The following is a 23619-nucleotide window of genomic DNA, read 5'->3' as shown; positions in this document are numbered from 1 at the left end:
GCTTTTCCTTTATGCGTTGCAGCAAATCGCATTCTAGTCTTCGGGGTATTTCAAAAGTTAGATGCTGGTCAATATTTGGTGCGTTGCAATATACGATACATGTCTTGTTGTATCTTGGCGCGGAACTGCTCACGGAACTGCCATGTGGCACATGCTAGAATCCGCCGCAAATCCTGTAAAAATGGAGTTGTCATGCAAGTTGTGGTCCTCGCCGCCGGACAGGGCACCCGGATGCGTTCCGCGCTGCCAAAGGTTTTGCAGCCGCTCGCCGGCCGGCCGATGCTGGCGCATGTGCTGGGCACCGCTCGCACCCTGGGTGCGAGCAAGATTTGCGTGGTGTACGGCCATGGCGGTGAGACGGTGCGCGAGGCGCTGGCCGCGCCCGATCTGGCCTGGGCGCTCCAGAGCCCCCAGCTGGGCACCGGACATGCCGTGCAGCAGGCCTTGCCGCATCTTGACGACGAACAGATCGCATTGGTGCTCTATGGCGATGTGCCGCTGATCGGCGAGGCCACCTTGCGCCGCCTGCTCGACGCCACCCAGGGCAACTGCCTTGGCCTGCTGACCGTCGAACTCGACGATCCGACCGGTTACGGCCGTATCGTGCGTGACGCCGAAGCTCAGGTGCAGCGCATTGTCGAACACAAGGACGCCACCGAGGCCGAGCGCGCGGTGCGTGAGGTGAACACCGGCATTCTGGCTGCCCCCACCGCGCTGCTGCGCGACTGGCTGGGCCGCCTGGGTAATGACAACGCTCAGGGCGAGTACTACCTGACCGACATCATCGCCATGGCGGTCGCGGCCGGTGTGCCGGTGGTGGCGACCCAGCCCGACACCGTGGTCGAAACCCTCGGCGTCAACAACCGCCGTCAACTGGCCGAACTCGAGCGCAGCTATCAGCAGTCTTACGCCGAGCGCCTGCTCGACGCCGGTGTGACCCTGGCCGACCCGGCGCGCATCGATGTGCGTGGCGAACTCACCTGCGAGCGCGATGTGCGCATTGATGTGAACTGCGTGTTTGAAGGCAGCGTGACCCTCGGCGAAGGCGTGCAGATCGGCGCCAATTGCGTCATCCGCAACGCGCGCATCGGCGCCGGCACTCGCATCCACCCGTACTCGCATATCGAAGACACCGTGATGGGTCCGGCCTGCGTGATCGGCCCCTATGCGCGCACCCGCCCGGGCACCGAGCTGGGCGAAGATGTGCATCTGGGCAATTTTGTTGAAGTCAAAAACAGCCGCATCGACAATCACTCGAAAGCCAACCACCTCGCCTATGTGGGCGACGCCGACATCGGCCAGCGGGTCAACGTTGGCGCCGGCACCATCACCTGCAATTACGACGGCGCCAACAAATACCGAACCGTGATTGAAGACGACGTGTTCATCGGCTCCGACACCCAGCTGGTGGCCCCCGTGCGCGTCGGCCGAGGCGCCACGCTCGGTGCCGGCACCACGCTCAGCAAAGACGCGCCGGCCGACCAGCTCACCGTCTCGCGGGCCAAACAGATCACGATCCCGGGCTGGAAACGCCCGGTCAAAAAACCCAAATAAAGCATTCCCGCCGGCCCTCGGGGTCGGCCTCAGGAGAGAACACCATGTGTGGCATCGTCACCGCTATCTCGACCCAGAACGTCGTTCCCGTGCTGCTCGAAGGGCTGCGCAAGCTTGAGTACCGCGGGTATGACTCCGCCGGCCTCGCCGTGCTGCATGAAGGCGATCTGGTGCGCGCCCGCTCGGCCGGTCGTGTGGCCGAGCTCGCCACCATCGCCGACAGCCGCCACCTGAGCGCCAACATCGGCATCGCGCACACCCGCTGGGCCACCCATGGCGAGCCCTCCGAGCGCAACGCCCACCCGCATGTATCCGGCGGTCTGGCGGTGGTGCACAACGGCATCATCGAGAACTTCGAGCGCATCAAGACCGATCTCACCGCCAAGGGCTATGTCTTCACTTCCGAGACCGACACCGAAGCCATTGCCCACCTCATCAACCACAAACTCAGCGCCGGGCTGGATCTGACCGAAGCCGTCCGCCTCGCTACCAACGAGCTCGAAGGCGCCTACGCCATTGGCGTGGTGACCGAGTCCGACCCCTTCCGTCTGGTGGTGGCACGGCGCGGCTCGCCGCTGCTGCTGGGCGTGGGCGATGACGGCATGTACGCCGCCTCCGACACCTCCGCGCTGCTGCAGGTCACCCGCAAGGTGGTCTATCTCGAAGACGGTGATGTGGCCGAACTCAAGCTGGGCAGCTATCGCATCGTGCGACCCGACGGCACCGTGGTCGAACGGCCGGTGCACCTGTCCTCGCTGTCGGCCGACGCCGTCGAACTGGGCACCTATCGCCACTACATGCAAAAAGAGATCTTCGAGCAGCCGCAGGCCCTGGGCAACACGCTCGAAATGATCGCCGGCGGCAACACCATCTCGCCGCAGGTGTTCGGCGCGCATGCGGGCGAGATCCTCGGCGCCACCCGCCGCGTGCTGATCATCGCCTGCGGCACCAGCTTCCATGCCGGCCTGGTCGCGCGCTACTGGCTCGAATCCATCGCCGGCATCCCCTGCGTGGTCGAAATTGCCAGCGAATACCGCTACCGCGAATCGGTGCCCGATGCCGACACCCTGGTGGTCGTCATCTCGCAGTCCGGCGAAACCGCCGACACCCTCGCCGCGCTCAAGCACGCCAAGAGCCTCGGCATGGGCAAGACGCTGGCCATCTGCAACGTGCCCGAGTCGGCCATCGTGCGCGAAACCGCGCTGCGCTTCATCACCCGCGCGGGCCCCGAAATCGGCGTCGCCTCCACCAAGGCCTTCACCACCCAGCTCGCCGCGCTGGCCATGCTGACCCTCTCGCTGGCCAAGCTCAACGGCCGCCTGAACGATGAAGACGAAGCCCGCTACCTCACCGCCCTGCGCCACCTGCCGGTCGCCGTCGGCAAAGTGCTCGAACTGGAACCACAGATCGAACAATGGGCCCAGCGCTTCGCCAGCAAGCAGCACGCCCTGTTCCTCGGCCGCGGCCGCCACTGGCCCATCGCCATGGAAGGGGCGCTCAAGCTCAAGGAAATCTCCTACATCCACGCCGAGTCCTACGCCGCCGGCGAACTCAAGCACGGCCCGCTGGCGCTGGTGGACAAGGACATGCCCGTCATCGCCGTGGCGCCGGCCGACGAGCTGCTCGAAAAGCTCAAGTCCAACCTGCAGGAAGTGCGCGCCCGCGGCGGCGAGCTGTATGTGTTTGCCGACGCCGGCAGCGCCATCGAAGAATCCGAAGGTGTGCACATCCTGCACATGCCCGAACACTACGGCATGCTCTCGCCGGTGCTGCATGTGATCCCGCTGCAGCTGCTCTCCTACCATGCCGCGCTGGTCAAGGGCACGGATGTGGACAAGCCGCGCAACCTGGCAAAATCGGTCACGGTTGAGTGATGAGAAAAGGGGTTTGTTTTTCAGCAAACCCCTTGCCGTGTCGAGCGCGAGTGGCCCAAGGCGTGTCTGTCAGCCCTGTGGATGGGTGATTGAGCGATTCAACCAGCGAAGGATGGTCTCGAACAGCACCTCGGGATAGACCGGTTTGCTCAGGAAGTCGTCCATCCCGGCGGACAGACATATCTTGCGATCGTCATCAAAGGCATTGGCGGTCATGGCCAGGATCGGCGTGTCGCGGTTGAGGGGGGCTGCACGGATGGCCTGCGTGGCTTCGAGGCCGTTCATGCGCGGCATCTGCATGTCCATCAGGATCAGGTCGTAGCGGGTACGCTGCGCCAGTTCAAGTGCTGCCAGTCCGTCCTCGGCGACATCCACCTGCAAACCCGTGTCTTCGAGCAAGCCGAGCGTGATTTCCCGGTTGACCGGTTCGTCCTCGACGAGCAGGAGGCGCGCCCCCGCATGGGCGCGCTTTAACTGCTGCTCGCACTGGCGCAGGGTGTCGGTGACGCCGGGCTGCTCGCCTGTGCATTTGACCAGGCTGACCGTGAACCAGAAGTTGCTGCCTCGTGCCGGCGTGCTGTCGACCTTGATTTCGCCGCCCATCAGCTTGATCAGGCGTTTGCAGATTGCCAGCCCGAGCCCGGTGCCGCCGTACTTGCGGGTCATTGAGTTGTCGGCCTGTTCAAAGGCAGTGAACAGGTGCTTCTGGGCCTCAGGGTCAATCCCGATGCCGCTGTCGATCACCTCGACGCGCAGCGCCAGGACGCCGGGCGGTGAGTGCTCGGCGCGGGCCCGTACCGTGATGCCGCCCTGGGCGGTGAACTTGATCGCGTTGCTGGTCAGGTTGAGCAGGACCTGCCCGAGGCGCAGGGCGTCGCCGGTCACTATCTGTTCTGACAGTGCGCGGGGGAGGTCGATTTCGAACTGCAGGCCTTTGTCACTGGCACGTTGTTCGACCAGGCTGGACAGGTTGGTGAATACGCTCCCGAGCGGGAAGTCGTTTTGTTCCAGGGTCAGACGTTCTGCCTCGATCTTGGATAGGTCGAGAATGTCATCGATCAGCGCCAGGAGGTGTTTTGACGCTTTTTCGACTTTTTCGAGCTGTTCGTGCTGGGCTGGACTCTGCGCCCGGCGCAGCGCCAGGGCCGTGAGACCCATGATGGCGTTCATCGGAGTGCGCAGCTCGTGGCTCATGTTGGCAAGGAAGGCGCTCTTGGCGCGGCTGGCCGATTCCGCAGCCTCCTTGGCGACCGACAGCGCCGCGGTGCGCTCCTCGACCAGCGCCTCAAGGTGCTCCCGGTAGCGCACCAGCTCGGCCTCGATGCGCTTGCGTTCGGTGAGATCGATATCGATGCAGTACATTTCGATGCCGCTCGACAGAATCTCCATGACATGGCTGGAGAAGACGGTGACGGGCGAGCCATCCTTGCGTTGTAGTGTCATTTCGTCGGGCGGCACGGCCGGGCCGCCCGACATCCAGCTGGCAATGTCGGCAATGACGGCGTCGCGCATGGGTTCGGGAACGATCAGTTCTTCGAGCCGTTTGCCAAGGGCTTCGGCGCGCGTGTAGCCGTAGAGCGCTTCGCTGGCCGCATTCCAGAAAATGACGCGTCGATTCGTGTCGTAGCCCTGCACCGCAATTCGGTCGACGTTCTCCAGCAGGCTACGGAATCGGTACTCGTTCTCATGCAGGGCGTGTTCGACCCGCTGGCGCTCAGTGACGTTGGTCAGCAGATCCGCGAACAGGCCGAGCAGACGCATTTCTTCGTCGCCAAAACGGCGCGCTGTCCGGATCGAATCGAATCCGACGCAGCCCATGCACTCGTCGTGATGCATCAAGGGCAGAGTGACCAATGAGCGGATGCCTTGTGCTGACAGCAAGGCCTTGAGTGGGCGGTCATCCTCCAGCGCATTCACGTCGTCGATAACAATCGGCCGACCGTGATAGTGGCTTTGAATCCAGTCGGGGGCCAGGTCGAAAGGGATCTTCTGCAGGTTGTCGATCTCCGGTGGCACCCCCGGTGCACACCATTCATGGGAATTCCGAATGTGTTGTGTGGTGGCGTCGTAAGCGAATACGTAGCTGCGGTCGATTCCAAAAAAGCGGCCGATCTTGCCGAGGGCGTCTTGTATGGCTTGATCAATCTGCTGCAAGGGCAGGTTGATGAACGCCGACGACAAGCCAAAGATCAGCGATTGGTATGCATTCAGCTGTTTGGCTTTCTCTTCGGCGGCCTTGCGTGCGGTGATGTCTTGCACCATGCCGACGACACGGCGGGGCTGTGACATGGCGTCGCGTGCGCAGACGCGGCCGCGGTCATGCACCCACAGGGTGTCGCCATTGCGGTTGCGCAGTCGGTATTCGGCGTTGTAGCGGCTGGCCTTGCCAGAGAGATGCTCGTTCAGTTTCGCGGTGACCCGGTCGAGATCATCTGGATGAATGCTGCTTTTCCAGGTGGCGATCTGTGGAAGCATTTCGTCGGGCCCGTAGCCAAGCATTTGCTTGAGGCGGGGGCTGAAGAAGGCCTCGCCGGTCGCGACATCCCAATCCCAGAGCCCGTCGCTGGCCTCGTTGAGGGCGAAAGACAATTGCTTCTCGCGCTTGTTCAACTCGCCGTCAAGGGCGACACGGCGTCCAATGTTTCGGGCAACCGAGAGAAAATACTCGCGCTCATCCGAGACAAAGACCGTCGTGTTGACCTCAACCTCGACCTCGTGGCCGGCGGCATGCCGATGACGGCCGATGAAGGTGAAGCAGGGGGTGTTGCGGATGACCTCGGCGATTTCACTCCACTGTGGCAAACCCGTGACATCGACCTGCAGGCTGAGGACGCTGTGGTTGAGCACCTCATCGCGACTCAGGCCGAGGCTGCCCCAGGCGGCCTGGTTGCCCCAGACGATGCGGGAGCTGTCCGGGTCAAGCACATAAACCGCATCGGCCATGTGTTCGAACAGCGCTTCAAATGAGAGCGCGCCTGAAGGCATCCTTGAGGCCACCTTGTCGTTGATCGCGGTTGAGCGCGTGTCCCGCGCTGCTCACGTCGTGCCATTCTACGGCCATCATAAGGGTATGCGCGAATAATGGCCGGTGCGCGGCGGGCCGCCGAGCGACTGCTGGTGCCGGCGGCGCAATCCATGACGTCAGCCACGGCGCTGATGGCGGTAGCGCGTGTGCGCCGCGGCATGCAGCGCGTCCTGAAAGGGGCGCTTGAAAATGGCTCGGGCGGCGCAAGGCGCGTCACCCGCCCGGTCACGGCGAGACGGGCGTGGCGTCGGCCATGGGCAGGCGCGGCGTATTCATGAGGGTCGAATACGAAAGCGGGCCCGACCGCGTCTGTCGGACCCGCCATCGTGCAGTCGTTCGCCTGTCAGTAGGTCTTGTAGGGCAGGAACTTGCCCGACATGACGATGTTCACCCGGTCGCCAGCCGGGTTGGGCTCGCGCGAGACATTCATGTTGAAGTCGATGGCCGACATGATGCCGTCGCCGAACTCTTCGTGGATCAGCGCCTTGAAGGTTGAGCCGTAGACGTTGATCAGCTCGTAGAAGCGGTAGATCAGCGGGTCGGCCGGGACGGCGGTGGGCAGCGAGCCCTTGTAGGGCGCCGCCTGCAGCAGGGCGACTGCCTCGGCCGGCAGATCGAAGACCTTGCCGATGATGCTGGCCTGGTTCGCGTCAAACGCCATTTGGCCCAGACAGCCGGCGGTGACCCATTCCTTGGACAGGCCGATTTCCTTGGCGACATCCGTCCATCTGATGCCTTTCTGGATCTTGGCGGCGACGATCATTTCGGTGACTTCGAGTCGATTCACGGGGTGCTCCTTGTGTGCAGGATGGTGTCGGCGTCGGAGGCAAGCCTCCTTTTCCCTGATGCGTAAAGCAGCATGCGTGCCGAGTCAGGCCTTCGGTGCGGCGCGTGCGCCGGGATGCCCCGTGGCGGCCCCGTTCTGGCGCGGTGGGCGCAGAGCCGGACGGGGGCGTTTTGTTGCGCCGCCGCACTGAGACAAGGCGAAGCGGTGACCCGCGCGCCCCAATTGGGGGCGATGAGTGCGGCGAGTGGTGATGCCGAAGGGGGCGAAACCGAGTTGCTTCATGGCTTTGGCGCCGCTGGCATGAGACATGCTTTATCGGTGCCAAGTCGGTGCGCAGCCTGCTTGAAGCGCCGCGCATCCAGCAGGCGGCACCGACGCGATCACGGACAAGACATCCTTGACCCTGCCGCAGAGCGGGGCAGGAGACGGGTGCTCTCTTGCCAGCGCGATTCATTACTTACCTACGGGGAAATCACATGTCCTACATAGCACCCACAGAGTTCGTCACTAAAATGGTGGATGCGGGCGAAGCGAAAATCTTCATGTCCACCCGCGACACCCTCGTTCGCGCTTACATGGCCGGTGCCATTCTTGCGCTCGCCGCCGCCTTTGCGGTCACCATCACCGTGCAGACCGGCTCGGCGCTGGCCGGTGCCGTGCTGTTTCCGGTCGGTTTCTGCATCCTGTATTTGCTGGGCTTTGATCTGCTGACCGGCGTCTTTACCCTGTGCCCGCTGGCGCTGATCGACAAGCGGCCGGGCGTCACGCTCAATGGCGTGCTGCGCAACTGGGGGCTGGTCTTCATTGGCAACTTTGCCGGCGCGCTGACCGTTGCCGTGATGATGGCGATCATCTTTACCTACGGCTTCAGCGTCGATCCCAATGTCGTCGGGCAAAAGATCGGCCACATCGGCGAAGGCCGGACGGTGGGTTACGCCGAGCACGGCGCCGCCGGCATGCTGACGCTGTTCATCCGCGGGGTGCTGTGCAACTGGATGGTGTCGACCGGGGTGGTGGGCGCGATGGTGTCGACCAATGTGTCGGGCAAGGTGATCGCGATGTGGATGCCGATCATGCTGTTCTTCTACATGGGCTTCGAGCACTCCATCGTGAACATGTTCCTGTTCCCGTCGGGCCTGATGCTGGGCGGTAACTTCTCGGTCTATGACTACCTGGTCTGGAACGAGATCCCGACCGTGATCGGTAACCTGGTGGGCGGCCTGGCCTTCGTTGGCCTCACGCTCTACTCGACCCACGTGCGTACCGCGCCCAAGCGCAACGCCGCCTGATCTGCCTCGATGCGAGCGCCTTGCCCCGCGTGGGGCGGGGCGCTTTCATCCTGACAATGCCATCTCAACTTACCGTCGCCACCGGCCAGTATTCCGACAAGGGCCGCAAGGAAAGCAATCAGGACTTCCATGGCCTGTGCGTTCCGGACGAGCCGCAGCTCAGCGCCAAGGGCATTGCCATTGCGCTGGCCGACGGCATCAGCAGCAGCGCGGTCAGCCATATTGCCAGCGCGTCGGCGGTCAAGAGTTTTCTGGATGATTACTACTGCACCTCGGAGGCGTGGTCGGTCAAGACGGCGGCGCAGCGTGTCATCACCGCCAGCAACGCCTGGCTGTATTCGCAAACCCGCCACAGCGAGCACCGCTACGACCGCGATCGCGGTTATGTGTGCACCTTCAGCGCGCTGGTCATCAAGTCGGCCACCGCGCACATTTTTCATGTCGGCGACAGCCGCATCTACCGGCTGCGCGACGGCGCCCTCGAGCAACTGACCAAAGATCACCGGCTCGTGGTGTCCGAAGACACCAGCTATCTGGCGCGCGCCCTCGGTATCAGCGATCAGCTCGACATCGATTACCAGGCCGTGCCGCTGGAATTGGGCGACTGCTTTGTGCTGGCCACCGATGGGGTGTACGAATTTGCCGCGGCGCCTTTCATCATCGACACCATCACCTGCTCGCCCGACGACCTCGGTGCGGCGGCGCAAAGCATTGCGCAAGAAGCCTATGCGCAGGGCAGTGATGACAATCTGACGATCCAGATCCTGCGTGTCGACAGCCTGCCGCAAGGCGACGCCAGCGCGCTCTATCAACAGTGGGCCGAGCTGCCGCCTGCGCCGGTGCTCGAACCCCGGCAGGTGTTCGAAGGCTACCGGGTCATTCGGGCGCTGCATGGCAGCAGTCGCAGCCATATCTATCTGGCGGAAGACATCGACAGCGGCGCGCTGCAAGTGCTCAAGACGCCGTCGGTCGACATGCGTGGCGATCCCGCCTATCTCGAACGCTTCATGCTCGAGGAGTGGATCGCGCGGCGCATCAACAGCGCGCATGTGCTCAAGCCGAGCACGCAAACCCGCAAGCGCCACTTTCTCTATGTGGCCACCGAATACATCGACGGCCAGACGCTGGCGCAGTGGATGCGCGACAACCCGGCGCCCTCGCTCGAAACCGTGCGCGGCATCGTCGAGCAGATTGCCAAAGGCCTGCTCGCCTTCCACCGGCTCGAGATGCTGCATCAGGACTTGCGGCCCAACAACATCATGATCGACACCGCCGGCACGGTGAAAATCATCGACTTCGGCGCCACCCGCGTGGCCGGCCTGGCCGAAGCCGAGACCGATAACCTGCCGCCGCCGATTCTCGGCACGGCGCAATATACCGCGCCGGAGTACTTTTTGGGCGAGGCCGGGCGGCCGTGTTCCGACCTGTTTTCGCTGGGCGTCATCACCTATCAGATGCTGTCCGGTCGGCTACCCTATGGCGCCGAAGTGGCCAAGACCCGTAGCCGCGCGGCGCAGAAAAAACTGCGCTACGACAGCGTGCTCGACGAGGACCGCGAGATCCCCGCCTGGGTCGACGCCGCGCTCGCCAAGGCGGTGCACCCCAACCCCGACAAGCGCTATCAGGAGTTATCCGAGCTCACCTACGACCTCCGCCACCCCAACCGCGCGCTGCTCAACGAGCGCCCGCCGCCGTTGATTGAACGCAATCCGTTGCGCTTCTGGCAGGGGCTGTCATTGGTGCTGGCCATCTGTATGCTGGTTTTGCTGAGCTCGCACGCCGTTCTGCAGTGAGCCCGGCGGCGGGTTCGCGGCAAAAAAAGAGGCGACCCGCGGGCCGCCTCTGCGCTTTGATCTGGCGCGGCTTCACGCCACTGGCACCGGCGTGCCCGAGTTGACGCACAGCGAATGGTTGAGGGCGATGATTGCCTTTTTGTAGTCTTCGCGCTCGATGATGAACTGCATGTTCACCTGTCGCAGGGTTTGCGAGACGCAGTTCACATTGACCTGCGCATCGGCCAGCGCCTGCGCCGCGCGGGCCAGCACGCCGGGGATGCTGATGTTCGAGCCGATGGTGCACACCACCGCGCTCGGCTTGACTGTCACCACCTGGTAGTTGGCCTCCAGCTCGTCGATCAATGCGCGCGTCACGGCGCGGTCCCACAGCAGGTGGGCGATCGAGTTGGCGTTGGTCGATTTGAGAATGTAAGACGCCTTGTGGCGGCGGAAGATCTCCATGATGCCGAGGTCAAAACCCACCGTGCCGACCATGCTCGGGTCGTGAATCTCCACCAGCGTCACCTTGTCGCTGCCGGTCACGATCTCCACGCGGGCGCGCTCGCCCACATAGTCTTTGGTGATCAGCGTGCCTGGGTGCTCGGGTTCAAACGTGTTTTTCAGGCGAATGGGGATGCCCGCGCGTTCCATCGGCTTGGCGGCTTTCGGGTGGATGGCCTCCATGCCCACGTCGGCCAGCTGGTCGGCCACGTCGTAATTGGTGGCGCCCACGATCACCGCGTTTTTCAGGCCGACGATGTTGGGGTCGGCGGAAGATAGGTGAAATTCCTTGTGGATCACCGCTTCGGCGGGGCGCACTTCGACCGCGATCTTGCTGAAAGTCACCTCGGAGTAACCGCGGTCGAACTCGCGCATGATGCCCTCGACGCCCTTGGTGTAACCGGTGGCCACCACCACGTTGTTGGCCAGGTCCAGCCCCTTGAAGCTGTTGCGGATGCGCTCGTCGATGCTCAGTGGCTCGTCGTCGTCAAAGCCGGCCAGGTCGAGCAGGATGGCGTTCACGCCGTGGGTTTTGAGCATCTCGACGGCGTTGAAGGCGCTGTGCGATTCGCCAATCGAGGCCAGCACCTCGCGCGCCGCCAGCAGCACATCGCTGCGGTTGAGATAACCGCTGGCCAGCACATGGTGCATGGCTTCGAGGTAGCGCTTGGCTTCGCTGATGCGCGTATCGACGAAGGCGTCGGCCACGTCCAGCGGCAGGCCAATGTCGGCGTAGCCCGCGTTCAGCTGCTTCAGGCTCACCGCCAGGCCATTGAGCGCCTCGTGGTAATCCTCGCCATTGGCAAACAAGGCGTAGATGCCCGGCTCGCCGGTTTTCTTGTGCTCGAGCAACTGGTTGGTCACGCCCGAATAGGCCGACACCACATAGATGCGGCCGTTAATGCGCGCCTTGTCGTACAGCATGATGTGCCGCAGCACATCGCCAAAAGCCGACATCGACGTGCCGCCGATTTTTTCAACCGAGATCATGGGTGCCCCCGAGCTTTGCATGACGTAAATCCCCGTTCCGGAAGAGGGATTGAGCGAAACCCCGTAGTTTAATGGATTGTGGGCATGTTTTTGCGCTCGGCTGGCTGGCGGCAGAAACGGCGTTCTTTTTGGCCGGCGATTGGGCTATGTTTCGTCAGGTGCCGGCGGGTGCCAGTGCCTGAGATTGTGCCGTTTTATTGCGCCATGGCTGCGAGTGTGGCCTCGATGGCGCGCATCACGTCCTGCGATTTGCGCGGGTCGAGCGCGTCGGGGTGGGGCGAGGCAAACTGGTGCGAGTCGTTGTCAAAATACAGGCCGGTCGCGGTGGCGAACTCATCGGAAAGAGCGGCGCGCACCAGAATGTCGGCACCAATGCCTAGGTCGGCGCCGTCCACGCCAAAGCCTTCTTTCACCATTTTGCTGGCCAGCAGCGAGCCCGGATTGACCGCAACGATGATCGGGCCGTCGGCCTTGAGCGCCAGCGCCATCTGGCGAGACCACATCGTCAGTGCCAGCTTGCTCTGCGCGTAGGCGGCCATGTCGGCCAGCTGGCCGCGGCCGGCCAGCGCGTTCACGTCGACCGGCGCCTGCGCCGCGGACGACAGGTTGACCACTCGCCCCGCCGTGCCCAGCAGCGGCAGCAGCCGTTGCGTGAGCCGGTAGGGCGCGAGGGTGTTGACCGCAAAGCGCACATCCAGCCCGTCGGGCGTGCGGGTGTCCGGGGTGTGGAAGATGCCGGCGTTGTTGATCAGCACATCAAGCGTCGTGTGCCGTTCGGCCACCGCCGTGGCCAGGGATTCGACCGCTGCGAGGCGCGACAGGTCGGCCACATGGCTTTCGATACGGCCTGCGCCCGGCAGGGCAGACAACGCCTTTTCGGCCTCGGCGAGCTTGGCCGGATTGCGCCCGTGCAAGAGCACGGTGTGGCCCTGGGCGACCAGCACTTTGGCGGTTGCCAGCCCGATGCCGTCGGTCGATCCGGTGATGAGAATGGTTTTTGGCATGATCGGTTCTCGCTTAGTCGGTGAAGTCCGGCAGCACTTCGGCCGCCAGGCGTTGCAGGGTGGCTTCGGTGTCGGCGCGGTTCAGGCGCAGGTTCATTGCCACATGATTGATGCCGATCGTCTCCAGCGCCGAGAGGTAGGCCCGCAGGTGGCGCACGCCCAGCCGGAAGCCGAGGTGGATGGGTTGCGGCAAGGCGTCGGGGTCATCGGCCAGGTCAACATACAGCGACTGCATCGCCGGTTTGGCCGGGCCGCCCGCTGCCTCGACGCGCGCCCGCCAGTCGGCCACCAGCCGGGCCTGCACCGCGATCTGCCGCGGGTAGGTGATCCAGCCGTCGCCATGGCGCGCGATCCAGTCCGGGTCTTGCTGGCTGCCGCCGGTAATCAGCAGCGGCAGTTTGCTGCCCGCCGGTTTGGGCAGCATGTCCATGCCGCCACAGGGGCTGCCATAGGGGTTCTCGAACACCGGCGCGGTCTCCCGCATGCGCTCGATGTAGTCGAAGCTCTCGCGAAAGCGCGCGCCACGGTCGTCAAAGGGCAGGGCGAGGGCGGGGTATTCCTCCGGCCGGTCGCCCGAGGCCACACCCAGAATCAAGCGCCCGCCCGACAGCACATCCACACTGGCAGCGGCTTTGGCCACATGCGCCGGATGGCGCAGCGGCAGCACGATGCTGGCCACGCCCAGCGCGATCCGCTCGGTCTTGGCGGCGAGAAAGCCGAGGTAGGCAAAAGGGTCGAACATCTGCCCCGCATCGCCAAACGAGGGCACATTGAAGGGTACGTCGCGCAGCCACACGGCAGAGAAGCCCAGCGACTCGGCCAGTTGAACGCGTTCCACATGGCGTGTCATCGTCGCCGTCGGGCCGGTGGCATAGGTTTCCAGCGGCACGACCAGGCCGAGGCTCAGCCGCTTGGGGCGAAAGACGGCGTTGTAGCCGCGATTGATGGCGGGGAATTCTGGCGTGTCGATCATTGACCTTCCTGTGCGTCGGGTGGCGGCCGGTCTGAAGGCGCGCGGGCGGCAACACAGCCCGCGCCAACCATACCCCAGGCCGGCCAAGGCTTTAGATGTCGACCACCACTTTGCCAATCGCCTGGCCGCTGCTCAGGCGGGCGTAGGCCTCACCCACGGCGTCGAGGCCAAAGCGCGGCGCGTCCAGCAAGGGCTTGAGCGCGCCGGCATCCACGATCTCGGCCAGCTTGGCCAGAATCGCGCCGTGCTGTTCGCGGTGATGGTTGTAGAGCATCGGGATGAGCATGAAGACCACATGCAGCGACAGGCCTTTGAAGTGCGCCGGCGTCAGATCCAGTTCCAGCAGGGACACCGTGGTGGCGACATGCGCGTTCAACGCGGCGGCTTCAAAGGAGTTTGTCAGATTGGCGCCGCCGACGGAGTCGAACACCACGTCAAAGCCCGCACCACCGGCGTGTTTTGCCACATAGTCGGCGACCTTCTCGGTCTGATAGTTGATGGCGGCCGCGCCATAGCCCTCGATGATCTTCAGCTGCGCGTCGCCCCCCGCGGTGGCATACACGTCGGCGCCAAAGTGCTTGGCCAGTTGCACCGCCACATGCCCGACGCCGCCCGTGCCGCCATGCACCAGCACCTTCTGGCCGGCGTGCGTGCCGGCGCGTTGCAGGCCTTCGTAAGCGGTGATGCCAACCAGCGGCAGCGCGGCGGCTTCGCGCATCGAAATGCTTTTCGGCTTGTGGGCAATCAGATTGGCGTCGGCCAGCATGGTTTCGGCCAGCGCGCCTTGCAGATCGGCGAGGCCGCCCGCGCAGCCATACACTTCATCGCCCGGCGCGAAACCGGTCACGCCCTCGCCAACCGCCTCAACGGTGCCGGCGAAGTCCATGCCGAGCACGGCCGGCAGGTCGGGGGAGAGCGGCAGATCCTTGCCCATCTGGCGAATCATGGTGTCGACCGTGTTCACGCTGGTGGCGGCCACACGCACCAGCACATGGCCGGCCTTGACGACCGGCTGGGGCAGCTCGGCCACCTGGAATGGCGCATCGGCGCCATAGTCACGAAGGATCATTGCTTTCATTGGAGTTCTCCGAAGGGGGTGTGCTTGGGGCACATTGCGTTGATGTGGATTCTGTATCGCGAGGCATCGCTGCCAGCCGGACGGTCTTGCAAGGCGAAACGCCGGAGGGGCTGGCGTTCGATGGGTCTTTCCGATCAGGCACACCGCACGATAACGATTCCGGTAAGTTAAAAAAACAGCCTAGAATCGACTTCAGAATTCGTGATATGGAAATAATCAGATGGATACCGACTGCGTTCGGCTGTTTGTTCTCGCCGCCGAAAAGCTCAACATCAGTGCCGCCGGGCGCGAACTGGGCATGGCGCCCGCGGTGGCCAGCGTCAAACTGGCCAAGCTGGAAAAGACGCTGGGCGCCGACTTGCTCCGACGCTCGACCCGCAAGGTGTCGTTGTCGCTGGAGGGCGCGGAATTTCTGCCCTATGCGCGCGAAATTCTCGCCCAGGAGAGCGCCGCCCATGCCGCCCTCGGGCGCGGCAATATGACCGCCACGGGCACGCTCCGGTTCACCGCCCCAAGCACTTTCGCCCAGCTCTACATCGCGCCGATCTTGCCGGCCTTTCTGGCCTTGCACCCCGGCATCAGCCTCGATTTGCGCCTCACCGACATGGCCTTCGACCTGATCCAGGGCAGCTTCGATCTGGCGCTGCGCAACTCGGCCCTCGCCGACAGCAGCCTGAAGGGCCGCAAACTGGCCGACGACACGCGCATCCTCTGCGCATCGCCCGACTACCTGAAGCAGCACGGCACACCCTCGCATCCGGACGATCTCGCCGCGCACCAACTCATTGCTTTCAAGGAGGTATCACCGCTGCCGCTGATCGGGCGCGACGGCAGCACCGGCCAGTTCAATCCGCGCCAGGCCGGCTGTCGGCTGGTGATGGATGACGGGCTGAGCTACAAGATCGCCACCCTGGCTGGCGCCGGCATTTCGGTGAACTCGCTGTGGAGCGTGCATCGCGAACTGGCCGGGGGCACGCTGGTGCATGTGCTGCCCGACTACCAGGTCGACGACCCGGTCGCGCTGTGGCTGGTCTACCCGAAATCGAATGTCCTCACCGCGAAGGTGCGGATCTTCATCGATTTTCTGATGGACCGGATCGGCAAGGCGCCCCCGTGGCATGCGGCGTGAGCCCACCGCGGTGCGCCGGCGTGCTCACTGGCGAGGCGATTCGAACGCGTCGCTAGCGGTCCGGGGTCACAAACCTGACATCGCCGATCCAGTTGCGCGCGCGCCGTGCCAAACGATCCGAGGTGTCCTCGCCGTCAAACGACACCGGGGCATGCCGGAGCATCGCTGCTGGCACATTGTTGAACGTGTTTACATTGACCACCGCAAGCTCCCGCCCCTCAATCCTGCTCGTCACCACCGGCACCACGCCGCATTGCTGACAAACATGAAAGCGCGCCGTGCAAGTGCCAAATGCGTAGCGAGACACCCGCGCGTCGTTCTTGACGCTGACCGTCAGCGCGCCTTGCGGATACGCTGTCCACACGCCGCCGTGCTTTACGCAAAAAGAACAGTCGCACACGCGCGCCGGAATGTCGGACGGCGAGGGCGACCAGTCGAGCTGGAAGGAGATGTTGGCGCAGTGGCAACCGCCCTGGATCAGCATGGTGAGGGGTCTCCTGTTACAGACAGGCGATGGGTGAAATGTCGGGTTTCAAGGCTTGATCATCGGCTCGCCCGGTGGCGTGGGTTCCCTGGTCTTGGTTGTCGTCTGGTGCCGAGTCAATCGTCACGCAGCGCTGGCGTGGCAAACGCCGCCGCCTTGCGAACCTGCGCCAGGTCGTAGGGCAGATCCATCCTGGAGGTCGCGCGTTCGAGGGCACGTCGTGCATGGTCTTCGGCCGCCGTACGCATTGCCGGACCGCCAAGCGTTGCCAGCGATTGCAAGGCCTTCTGCAAACGAAGCGCCACTTCGATCGAACCGGCGCCATCTCGTGCAATCGCCGTGAAAGCATCGTCAAACATGTCGTGCACCGACAATTCGGGCACCTCGATACGATCGCATGTTGGCGCCACATCGTCCGCTGCCGGTTGGCACCACTGCGCAAAGAGCCGGACCAGGGAGCCAAGGATAAACACCGCTGTGCCGGGGTCGTTCACCGCCGGTGACAGCGCCCGGCCGGCAATCTCCGACAACACCACCAGCCCGAAGCGGGGGTCATCCTCAAAGCGCCGCTCACGACCAATGGCGAAGCTCGCCGTCACTTCACCAAGCTCGGGCGTCGCGTCGCCCCCCGCCGCCACGCTCACATAGGCCAGCACGCGATCAGGGAACGCAAAGGCGCCGGGCAAGGCGGCCACAACCACTCGCGCATCAACTGAAACGGCCCACGTTTGAAGCCGAGCGATGTCGATCTGTTGAACATAGCCCACCTCGGTGGCATGCACCGGCACCCCGCGCGGCAGGGCGCGCACCGGCACACCGCCGAGCGTTGGCCTGTTGCGCCGTAGCACCAAGGCATCCGCCGTCGCCTGCTCGACCTTCTCGATCGTTGAATTCATCCGCCCGAGTCGGGCGATGTTGTCGACCCAGCGCACGAAGGTCACGATCACCAGGCCGAAGACCGCCGCCGTCAGAATGAACAGCACGAACAGGCCTGCCGCCAGGAAATAGCCATTCTTGACGCCGGTCAGCGCCACGATGCTGAAAATGAACGCGCCGACAAAGGTCGATAGCGCGTTTTGCGACACATCGTCGGCGACCACCAGACCAAACGACCGGGGCGTTGCGGTGTTGCTCGCGGCACCGTAGGCCGCCACCATCGAGCCGACGGAGAACGTCGCAATCACCAGCATGCTGGAGGCCATGATCGACAGCAAGGTCTCGAGTGCCACCGATGCTGTTGCCGGCACCACATGCGCCAGCCCCGTGCCATCGGCCAGGCTCGCCCCGACCGCGGCCGCAATCGACACCACGCACATCAACAGTGGCTTGACCCACAAGCGCTCGCGAAAGCGCGCAACAACCATTCTGAAACGGTCAGCCGATATGAAAATCGACACGCCTCGCCCTCCCTGTCTGTTTTGCACCTTGGCCACCAAGATGAACTCTAGCCCGCTTTCGGTCTGCCGGGCAGGCCGTCATTCAATCAGCTGGACGCCTTGGGTCCGCCCGAAAAAGCCGGCAAGGCAAAAAAATCGGGGGGAAAAGCTCGGTTTTTCCTCAATGCGCTGGCGCATGTGGGCCGGTCGTTTTCTCATTCGGAAATCGTCCTTCACCTATCCCGCTCAGACATCTTGAGCGATCACGCCGACGTTCTTGAACCCCATGGGTGCGGACCAACCGATGGCACCCGCGTTGCCCTTGCTGATGGTCAGCCACAGGGTAGGAATCCGCCGTTACCGGCAGACGTCGTCTGCCCAGATTCAATAAGTCCCGCCCATGAAACCATTGCGCGGAGGGCACGGCACGTTGGCAGTGCGCCCTGCGAGGCCATACGACTCGAATGGTTCGATGCTTGCCGACTCGTATGGCTTGCGCAGACGCAGAGGTCGCGGCGGGCGACATTTAAGCTGCCGTAGTGTCCTCCGACGGCTCGCCGCGATAGTCGCTGGCCTGCGCGATCAGCCAGTGCGAGAAGTGCTGCAGGGCGGCCCGGTCCTGTCGGTTTTCGGGGCAGATCAGGTAGTAGGCCAGGTCACCCGTGAGGGCGATGTCGAACGGGGCGACAAGCTCGCCCGAGGCCAGTTCGCCCTGCACCAGGAAGCGCGGCACCAGGGCCACGCCGAGCCCGGCGCGGGCGGCTTCGGCAAGCATCGAGAAGAGCTCGAAGCGGGGGCCGCCAATGGCTTCCATGTCGGGGGCGCCGGCCACTTCGAACCAGCGCCGCCAGGCGTGATGGCGGGCCGACTGGTGCAGTAGCGGAAAACCGGCCAGTGCGGCCGGATTCGGGCAGGGCTGTTGATGCAACAAGGCCGGGGCCATGACTGGCACCATCTCCTCGTCGAACAGATAGTTGCTGACCGCGCCGGGCCACTGTGCGGAGCCGAAATGCACCGCGGCGTCGAAGACCGTGTCGGTAAACAGAAAGGGTTCGGCGCGGGTGGTGAGGTTGAGCGTGATGCCCGGATGCCGGCGCTGGAAGTCCGGCAGGCGCGGGATCAGCCAGCGGGTGGCAAAGGTCGGGATCACCGCCAGTTCGAGCACGTCGCCCTCGCCGCGGTGGGTCATGATCGCCGCGGTGTCGCGCTCCAGTCGGTCGAGACCGTCGCTGATCTGGCGCACATATACCTGACCGGCCTCGGTCAGCGAGATGCGTTTTTTGATGCGGTTGAACAAGCGTACGCCCAGATAAGCCTCCAGCACCGCCACCTGCTTGCACACCGCGCTTTGGGTCAATGACAACGCGTCCGCCGCCCGGGTGAAGCTCAAATGACGGGCCGAGGCCTCGAAGGCCGACAGCGATTCGATGCTCGGGACGCGTCGACGCATGGATCATTCCTCAAACTCACAATCTTCGTAGTGTATTTCGTTTGATAAAGCCTTGCCCAGCCGAGAGAATGGCGCCCGCCAAAGGAGGCAAGTCGTTGTTGCGACGCATGATTCGGTGCGTGCGTGTGCTTGCCGATATTAAATGGGGGTAGCGATGCTCCCGATAGATGATCCCCGGAGACAGAGACAATGCAGGCTAGCCAGTCCGTTCCTTCCAATGCTTTCCGCCCGGCCAACACGCCACAGACCGCCGCAAAGCGTATGCCGCAACTGGCACCGCGTGGCGTTGTGGTGCCGCTGCGCACCGAACCGGCCGAGCTCGACCGGGTGGTTGACCTGGGTTACAACTGATCGGACACGCCTTGGTTCTCGATATGCCCGAGCGGACGGTGCTGGCCGCCGGCTTGAATCACCCGCTGCGCCTGACGCTCGCGGCCGAGCTGCATGCGCGCCCGTTTGTCCGCCTGAGCGCCCCGGCCTGCGTCTCGCACCTGGCCATCCATGGCGAGAACGGCGGTGCGCCCGACGAGCGCATCCTGAGCACGCTGTGTGCACGCTTCGGCGTGGCCGGGCCGAGGCCGGGGGCGCAGCACTTCTTCCATGACTTCGGTGCCTTCCGCCTCAAGTGGGAGCGTCATACCGAGTTTTGCACCTTCAGCTTCATCGAGCAGGGCGTGTCGGGCGAGGCCTTTGCCGAAACGCCGATGCGCCATGTGCCACGCGACTGGCTCGAAGCGCTGTCGGGGCAGATCATCGTCGCCTCGCACATCCTGGCCGAGCAGGGCGAGGCCTACGAGCTGGACAACCCGCGCCTGCGCCGGATCTTCCCCGCGCCGCTGCTGGTCGGCAGCCGGGTGCTGGCCGGTGGTGAGCTATGGACCGACCTGCAGGTCGGCCCCGACGGCTTCTCGCGCTTTTTGCTGCGCGACACCGGCCTGCGCGAGATGCAGCTCGGGCGCATCGTGCAGCGCATCTGCGAGATCGAAACCTACACCCTGATGGCGCTGCTTGCACTGCCGCTGGCGCGCGACCATGCCTCGCGGCTGACCGCCATCGAAGCCGACGTGACCCGGCTCGGCCTGCAGATGCAGGCGGCGGGCGACAGCGCCGACGAGGCCCGGCTGCTGCAGGACATCTCGCGCCTGGCCGCCCGGGTGCGCTCGATGTCCTTCGACAGCGGCTACCGCTTCAGCGCCGCCCAGGCCTACTACCGCATCGTGCGCGACCGCATCGGTGAGCTGCGCGAGAAGCGTATCGAAGGCGTGCCCACGCTGGGCGAATTCATGGCCCGCCGTCTGGCGCCGGCGATGGACACCTGCGTGTCGGTGGCGGCGCGGCAGGAGGCGCTGGCCAACAAGATCAGCCGCTCCAACGATCTGTTGCGCACCCGCGTCAGCATCGCCCAGGAAGGCCAGAACCAGCGCGTGCTCGAACGCCTGAGCCACAGCGCCGCCATGCAGCTGCGCCTGCAGCAGGCCGTCGAGGGGCTGTCGGTGGTGGCGGTGTCCTATTACGGCGTCGGCCTGGCGGCCTACGGGCTCAAGGCCGTCAAGGGCTGGGGTGCCGGGCTGAATGTGGACGGTGTGATTGGTGTAGTGCTGCCGCTGGTGCTGGGGGCGAGCTGGTTCGGCCTGCGCCGGATGCGTCACCGGCTGCATGGCGACACGGCTGTCCAGGCGCACTGAGCGATGACGCTGGCACCTCCCGAAGCGGCCGGGCCCGCCGATTACGCCGCCGCGCTCGACGCGATTCTGGCGCAGGTCACGCCCATCCTCGGTCGGGGCCGGGTGGCCGACTATATTCCCGAGCTGGCGCGGGTGCGCCCGGACCAGTTCGGCATGGCCATCGTCGGGCTCGACGGGCAGGTGTTCGAAATCGGCGCGGCACGCCAGCCCTTTTCGATCCAGAGTATCTCCAAGCTCTTTGCGCTCATCCTGGCACTCACCACGGAAGGTGATGCGCTGTGGACGCGCGTCGGCCGCGAGCCCTCGGGCTCGGCCTTCAACTCGCTGGTGCAGCTCGAATACGAGCATGGCAAGCCGCGCAACCCCTTCATCAACGCCGGCGCGCTGGTGATCACCGACATTCTGTGTCAGCGCTTCGCCGTGCCGGCCAACGCAGTGCTCGAATTCCTGCGCAAGCTGTCGGCTAACCCGGGGCTCAGTCTCGACCGGCACATGGCGTTGTCGGAGCTGGGCTGCTCGGACCGCAACGCGGCCATGGCGCACCTGATGAAGAGCTTCGGCAATCTGCACAGCCCGGTGCCGGCGGTGCTCGACGCCTATTGCGGGCAGTGCGCGATCGAGATGAGCTGTGTCGATCTGGCGCGCGCCATGACCATGCTGGCCAACCACGGCCGCATTGCCGCCACCGGCGAGCGGGTCCTCGGTGTCAGCCCGACCAAGCGGCTTAACGCCCTGATGCTCACCTGCGGCACCTACGATGCGGCGGGTGACTTCGCCTTCCGCGTCGGTCTGCCGGCCAAGAGCGGGGTGGGTGGCGGCATCGTGGCGCTGATTCCGGGCGAGTGCGGCATCTGCGTGTGGTCGCCGGCGCTGGAGGTCTCGGGCAACTCGCTGGCCGGTTCGCTGGCGCTCGAAGCGCTCACCTCGCTAACGCAAAAGTCGATCTTCTAATCGTCAAGGCAGGCGCATCCCGACGCCGTGAATCACCCCTCGGCTTTCTGAACTCTCCGCCGCCTTGCGAATGAGCCGCAACGGAGGCATCCATCGAAACGAAGAAGTCGCCGCGACGCACCGCAGAAAAGTTTCAGGATTGAAGCGGCCGGACAGTGGCCGAGGTGCCGCCCGCCTTGGTGTGAGTACGCACCGCCTGTACGGGTGGGGCAAAACGCTATTCAGTGCCGAACGCAATGTGAAAAACAGCGGCGGCCCCCGTTTTGATCGAAGGTGCGTCGGCCTTGGCGCACGTGCCCAAAAAAACCGTGGTTTGCCCCTGCTTTTTGCTCAGACCCCCGGCGCGTGCGAGCCGATCGTCTTTTCCATCCGGTAATCGTCCATCACGAATCCTGCCCCGATATCTTGAACGATCGCCCCGGTGTTCTTGAACCCCATGCGGGTGTACCACGCGACGGAGCCCGTGTTGTTCTTGTTCACTGTCAGCCATAGCGCCGGAATCTGCCGCTCGCGGCAAACGTCCTCCGCAAAGTCCAGCAGCTTTCGCCCAAACCCGCCGCCGCGCCCGGCTTTGGTCACGTAGATCTTGCTGATCATCAGCGTGGTGCCATCCGCGTTTTCAAGCAGCGCCAAATAGCCCACGTCCTGCCCGCCATGCGTCACCAGATAGTACGCATACCCGCCAGCAATCTGACCCGCGATGGCCTGCTCACTCTGGAATGTCGCCAACATATACTCCACCTGCGCCAGCCCGATGATCGGCGCGTAGTGCTCCGTCCATATCTCGCGGGCCAGATTGGCTACAGCGGCGATCTGGGCGGGGGATTGCACTTTGGTGATCGTCATTGGGTTCTCGTTGGTTGATTGCCGGCAATGTCGTATTTCAAGATCTGACCCCGGCGTGCAATCCGTCGTGCGTGCTCGACCGGCCGGCTAGCTGGTCTTGCAGACAACCGAACCATGGACGGTAGGAAATAAATGGCTCTCCATGCGGCCGTTGTAACGATTGAACTGTTGGTGGTCCTTGATCGTAACGGTGTATTTGTGTTCATAGGCCGAAGAGCCACACAACTCCGCAGCCCGCCTGTGCCAGAACTCGATCGCCTTTGCTTCGCCGCTTGCAGCGGCCGCCTCGTAAGTGATGCGATAGCGCCCTTCTCCAAGCCTGACGTCGGAATAACCCAAGCCGGTCATCATGCTCTTTTTTTGGTAAACGGTGCCGCATGACGTTAATGTCACGGCGGTCAAGGCGATCAGTGCTATGTTGGCAAGCTTCGATGGCATGGTGTCGCGGTTCCAGATCGATTGCAAGATTGAAAAATCGTGTCAGAAAATCGGGGGGTAGCTCCCGAAATTCAATATTTCTGTATTCGAACGATGGGTCAGATTGACTCGTGGTGCAGATCAGAATGTCGTTTTTCAAGACCTGACCCCGACGCCCCTCCTGACCCCGACGCCCCTCCTGTCAGGTGGATCAGTAGTCATGTAGCCCTCTAACGTCTGACATGAGAGGCCCGCCCCGGCTTGCCGGGGCGGGTCCTCTCGATGGAAGGGTTGGACGAAGCCGCTACGCGGAGAAGCCGCCGCTGCCGCGACGGCGCAAGAGTGGTCACAATCGAGCCTCGCCCTTCCGTGTGGAGGGATCCTTTGTATGACAAACACGAGGCTCGCGCAAGATGACCGAAAGCATCACG

At 63.9% G+C, this 23619-nt stretch carries 19 protein-coding genes; 8 read left to right on the top strand and 11 right to left on the bottom strand.

The genetic code is table 11. From position 1 onward, the window contains the following. Nucleotides 1-192 precede the first annotated feature (192 nt). Nucleotides 193-1554: a bifunctional UDP-N-acetylglucosamine diphosphorylase/glucosamine-1-phosphate N-acetyltransferase GlmU gene (gene glmU, locus FHP89_RS05610; RefSeq protein ID WP_144175485.1), complete on the top strand. Its 1362-nt coding sequence runs from the start codon at nucleotides 193-195 to the stop codon at nucleotides 1552-1554. 44 nt (nucleotides 1555-1598) lie between these two features. Beyond that, nucleotides 1599-3428 carry a glutamine--fructose-6-phosphate transaminase (isomerizing) gene (gene glmS / locus FHP89_RS05605; protein ID WP_144175487.1) on the top strand — a complete coding sequence of 610 codons (1830 nt, stop codon included), beginning with the start codon at nucleotides 1599-1601 and terminating at the stop codon, nucleotides 3426-3428. Nucleotides 3429-3497: 69 nt separating this feature from the next. On the opposite strand, the gene FHP89_RS05600 is transcribed toward glmS, so the two are convergent. Together FHP89_RS05600 and cynS are read right to left on the bottom strand one after the other, a co-directional pair. Further along, entirely contained in the window at nucleotides 3498-6413 is a 2916-nt protein-coding gene (locus tag FHP89_RS05600) for a PAS domain S-box protein (RefSeq protein ID WP_144175496.1), read from the bottom strand. 383 nt (nucleotides 6414-6796) lie between these two features. Continuing rightward, nucleotides 6797-7240: a cyanase gene (gene cynS, locus FHP89_RS05595; RefSeq protein ID WP_144175499.1), complete on the bottom strand. Its 444-nt coding sequence runs from the start codon at nucleotides 7238-7240 to the stop codon at nucleotides 6797-6799. A gap of 476 nt (nucleotides 7241-7716) precedes the next feature. On the opposite strand from cynS, the gene FHP89_RS05590 reads away from it, so the two are divergent. Further along, complete coding sequence (locus FHP89_RS05590) at nucleotides 7717-8529, top strand: formate/nitrite transporter family protein (protein ID WP_144175502.1); 813 nt, start codon at nucleotides 7717-7719, stop codon at nucleotides 8527-8529. Between the two features lie 56 nt (nucleotides 8530-8585). Then, nucleotides 8586-10322 (top strand): bifunctional protein-serine/threonine kinase/phosphatase, encoded by a 1737-nt coding sequence (locus tag FHP89_RS05585; RefSeq protein ID WP_144175504.1) that lies wholly within the window; start codon nucleotides 8586-8588, stop codon nucleotides 10320-10322. Between the two features lie 72 nt (nucleotides 10323-10394). Here FHP89_RS05585 and FHP89_RS05580 read toward each other — a convergent pair whose 3' ends face one another. From FHP89_RS05580 to FHP89_RS05565, 4 genes are all read right to left on the bottom strand, one after another. Then, nucleotides 10395-11795: an aspartate kinase gene (locus FHP89_RS05580; protein ID WP_144175506.1), complete on the bottom strand. Its 1401-nt coding sequence runs from the start codon at nucleotides 11793-11795 to the stop codon at nucleotides 10395-10397. A 194-nt stretch (nucleotides 11796-11989) separates the two neighbouring features. Continuing rightward, nucleotides 11990-12799, bottom strand: coding sequence for an SDR family NAD(P)-dependent oxidoreductase (locus FHP89_RS05575; protein WP_144175508.1), 810 nt, complete (start codon nucleotides 12797-12799; stop codon nucleotides 11990-11992). A 13-nt stretch (nucleotides 12800-12812) separates the two neighbouring features. After that, nucleotides 12813-13772, bottom strand: a complete 960-nt coding sequence (locus FHP89_RS05570; RefSeq protein ID WP_144175510.1) for an LLM class oxidoreductase — start codon at nucleotides 13770-13772, stop codon at nucleotides 12813-12815. Between the two features lie 91 nt (nucleotides 13773-13863). After that, nucleotides 13864-14850 (bottom strand): zinc-dependent alcohol dehydrogenase family protein, encoded by a 987-nt coding sequence (locus FHP89_RS05565; protein ID WP_144175512.1) that lies wholly within the window; start codon nucleotides 14848-14850, stop codon nucleotides 13864-13866. A gap of 220 nt (nucleotides 14851-15070) precedes the next feature. Between FHP89_RS05565 and FHP89_RS05560 the strand changes: the two genes are divergently transcribed. Next, a complete protein-coding gene (locus FHP89_RS05560) occupies nucleotides 15071-15979 on the top strand; it encodes a LysR family transcriptional regulator (RefSeq protein ID WP_144175514.1) in 909 nt (302 codons plus the stop codon). Nucleotides 15980-16031: 52 nt separating this feature from the next. Here the strand turns inward: FHP89_RS05560 and FHP89_RS05555 are convergent, their stop codons facing one another. The 3 genes from FHP89_RS05555 to gcvA all read right to left on the bottom strand — a co-directional run bounded on the left by FHP89_RS05555 (nucleotide 16032) and on the right by gcvA (nucleotide 19289). Continuing rightward, complete coding sequence (locus FHP89_RS05555) at nucleotides 16032-16463, bottom strand: GFA family protein (RefSeq protein WP_144175516.1); 432 nt, start codon at nucleotides 16461-16463, stop codon at nucleotides 16032-16034. Between the two features lie 116 nt (nucleotides 16464-16579). Beyond that, complete coding sequence (locus FHP89_RS05550) at nucleotides 16580-17860, bottom strand: DUF2254 domain-containing protein (RefSeq protein ID WP_222105321.1); 1281 nt, start codon at nucleotides 17858-17860, stop codon at nucleotides 16580-16582. A gap of 505 nt (nucleotides 17861-18365) precedes the next feature. Beyond that, nucleotides 18366-19289, bottom strand: a complete 924-nt coding sequence (gene gcvA, locus FHP89_RS05545) for a transcriptional regulator GcvA (protein WP_144175518.1) — start codon at nucleotides 19287-19289, stop codon at nucleotides 18366-18368. 189 nt (nucleotides 19290-19478) lie between these two features. Here gcvA and FHP89_RS20915 point away from each other — a divergent pair, with 189 nt between their 5' ends. The 3 genes from FHP89_RS20915 to FHP89_RS05535 are packed head-to-tail and all read left to right on the top strand — an operon-like array spanning nucleotide 19479 to nucleotide 21925. After that, a complete protein-coding gene (locus tag FHP89_RS20915; protein ID WP_186300230.1) occupies nucleotides 19479-19640 on the top strand; it encodes a hypothetical protein in 162 nt (53 codons plus the stop codon). 11 nt (nucleotides 19641-19651) lie between these two features. Continuing rightward, nucleotides 19652-20974, top strand: a complete 1323-nt coding sequence (locus FHP89_RS05540; protein WP_260851492.1) for a DUF3422 family protein — start codon at nucleotides 19652-19654, stop codon at nucleotides 20972-20974. 3 nt (nucleotides 20975-20977) lie between these two features. Further along, nucleotides 20978-21925: a glutaminase gene (locus tag FHP89_RS05535; RefSeq protein ID WP_144175520.1), complete on the top strand. Its 948-nt coding sequence runs from the start codon at nucleotides 20978-20980 to the stop codon at nucleotides 21923-21925. A 330-nt stretch (nucleotides 21926-22255) separates the two neighbouring features. On the opposite strand, the gene FHP89_RS05530 is transcribed toward FHP89_RS05535, so the two are convergent. Beyond that, entirely contained in the window at nucleotides 22256-22771 is a 516-nt protein-coding gene (locus FHP89_RS05530) for a GNAT family N-acetyltransferase (RefSeq protein WP_144175523.1), read from the bottom strand. An 87-nt stretch (nucleotides 22772-22858) separates the two neighbouring features. Beyond that, nucleotides 22859-23236: a CC0125/CC1285 family lipoprotein gene (locus tag FHP89_RS05525; RefSeq protein WP_144175525.1), complete on the bottom strand. Its 378-nt coding sequence runs from the start codon at nucleotides 23234-23236 to the stop codon at nucleotides 22859-22861. Nucleotides 23237-23619: the final 383 nt, after the last annotated feature.

The sequence above is a fragment of the Denitromonas ohlonensis genome, from assembly GCF_007625205.1.
Lineage (GTDB): Bacteria > Pseudomonadota > Gammaproteobacteria > Burkholderiales > Rhodocyclaceae > Nitrogeniibacter > Nitrogeniibacter ohlonensis.
This window is presented reverse-complemented; position numbering and strand designations above follow the sequence as displayed.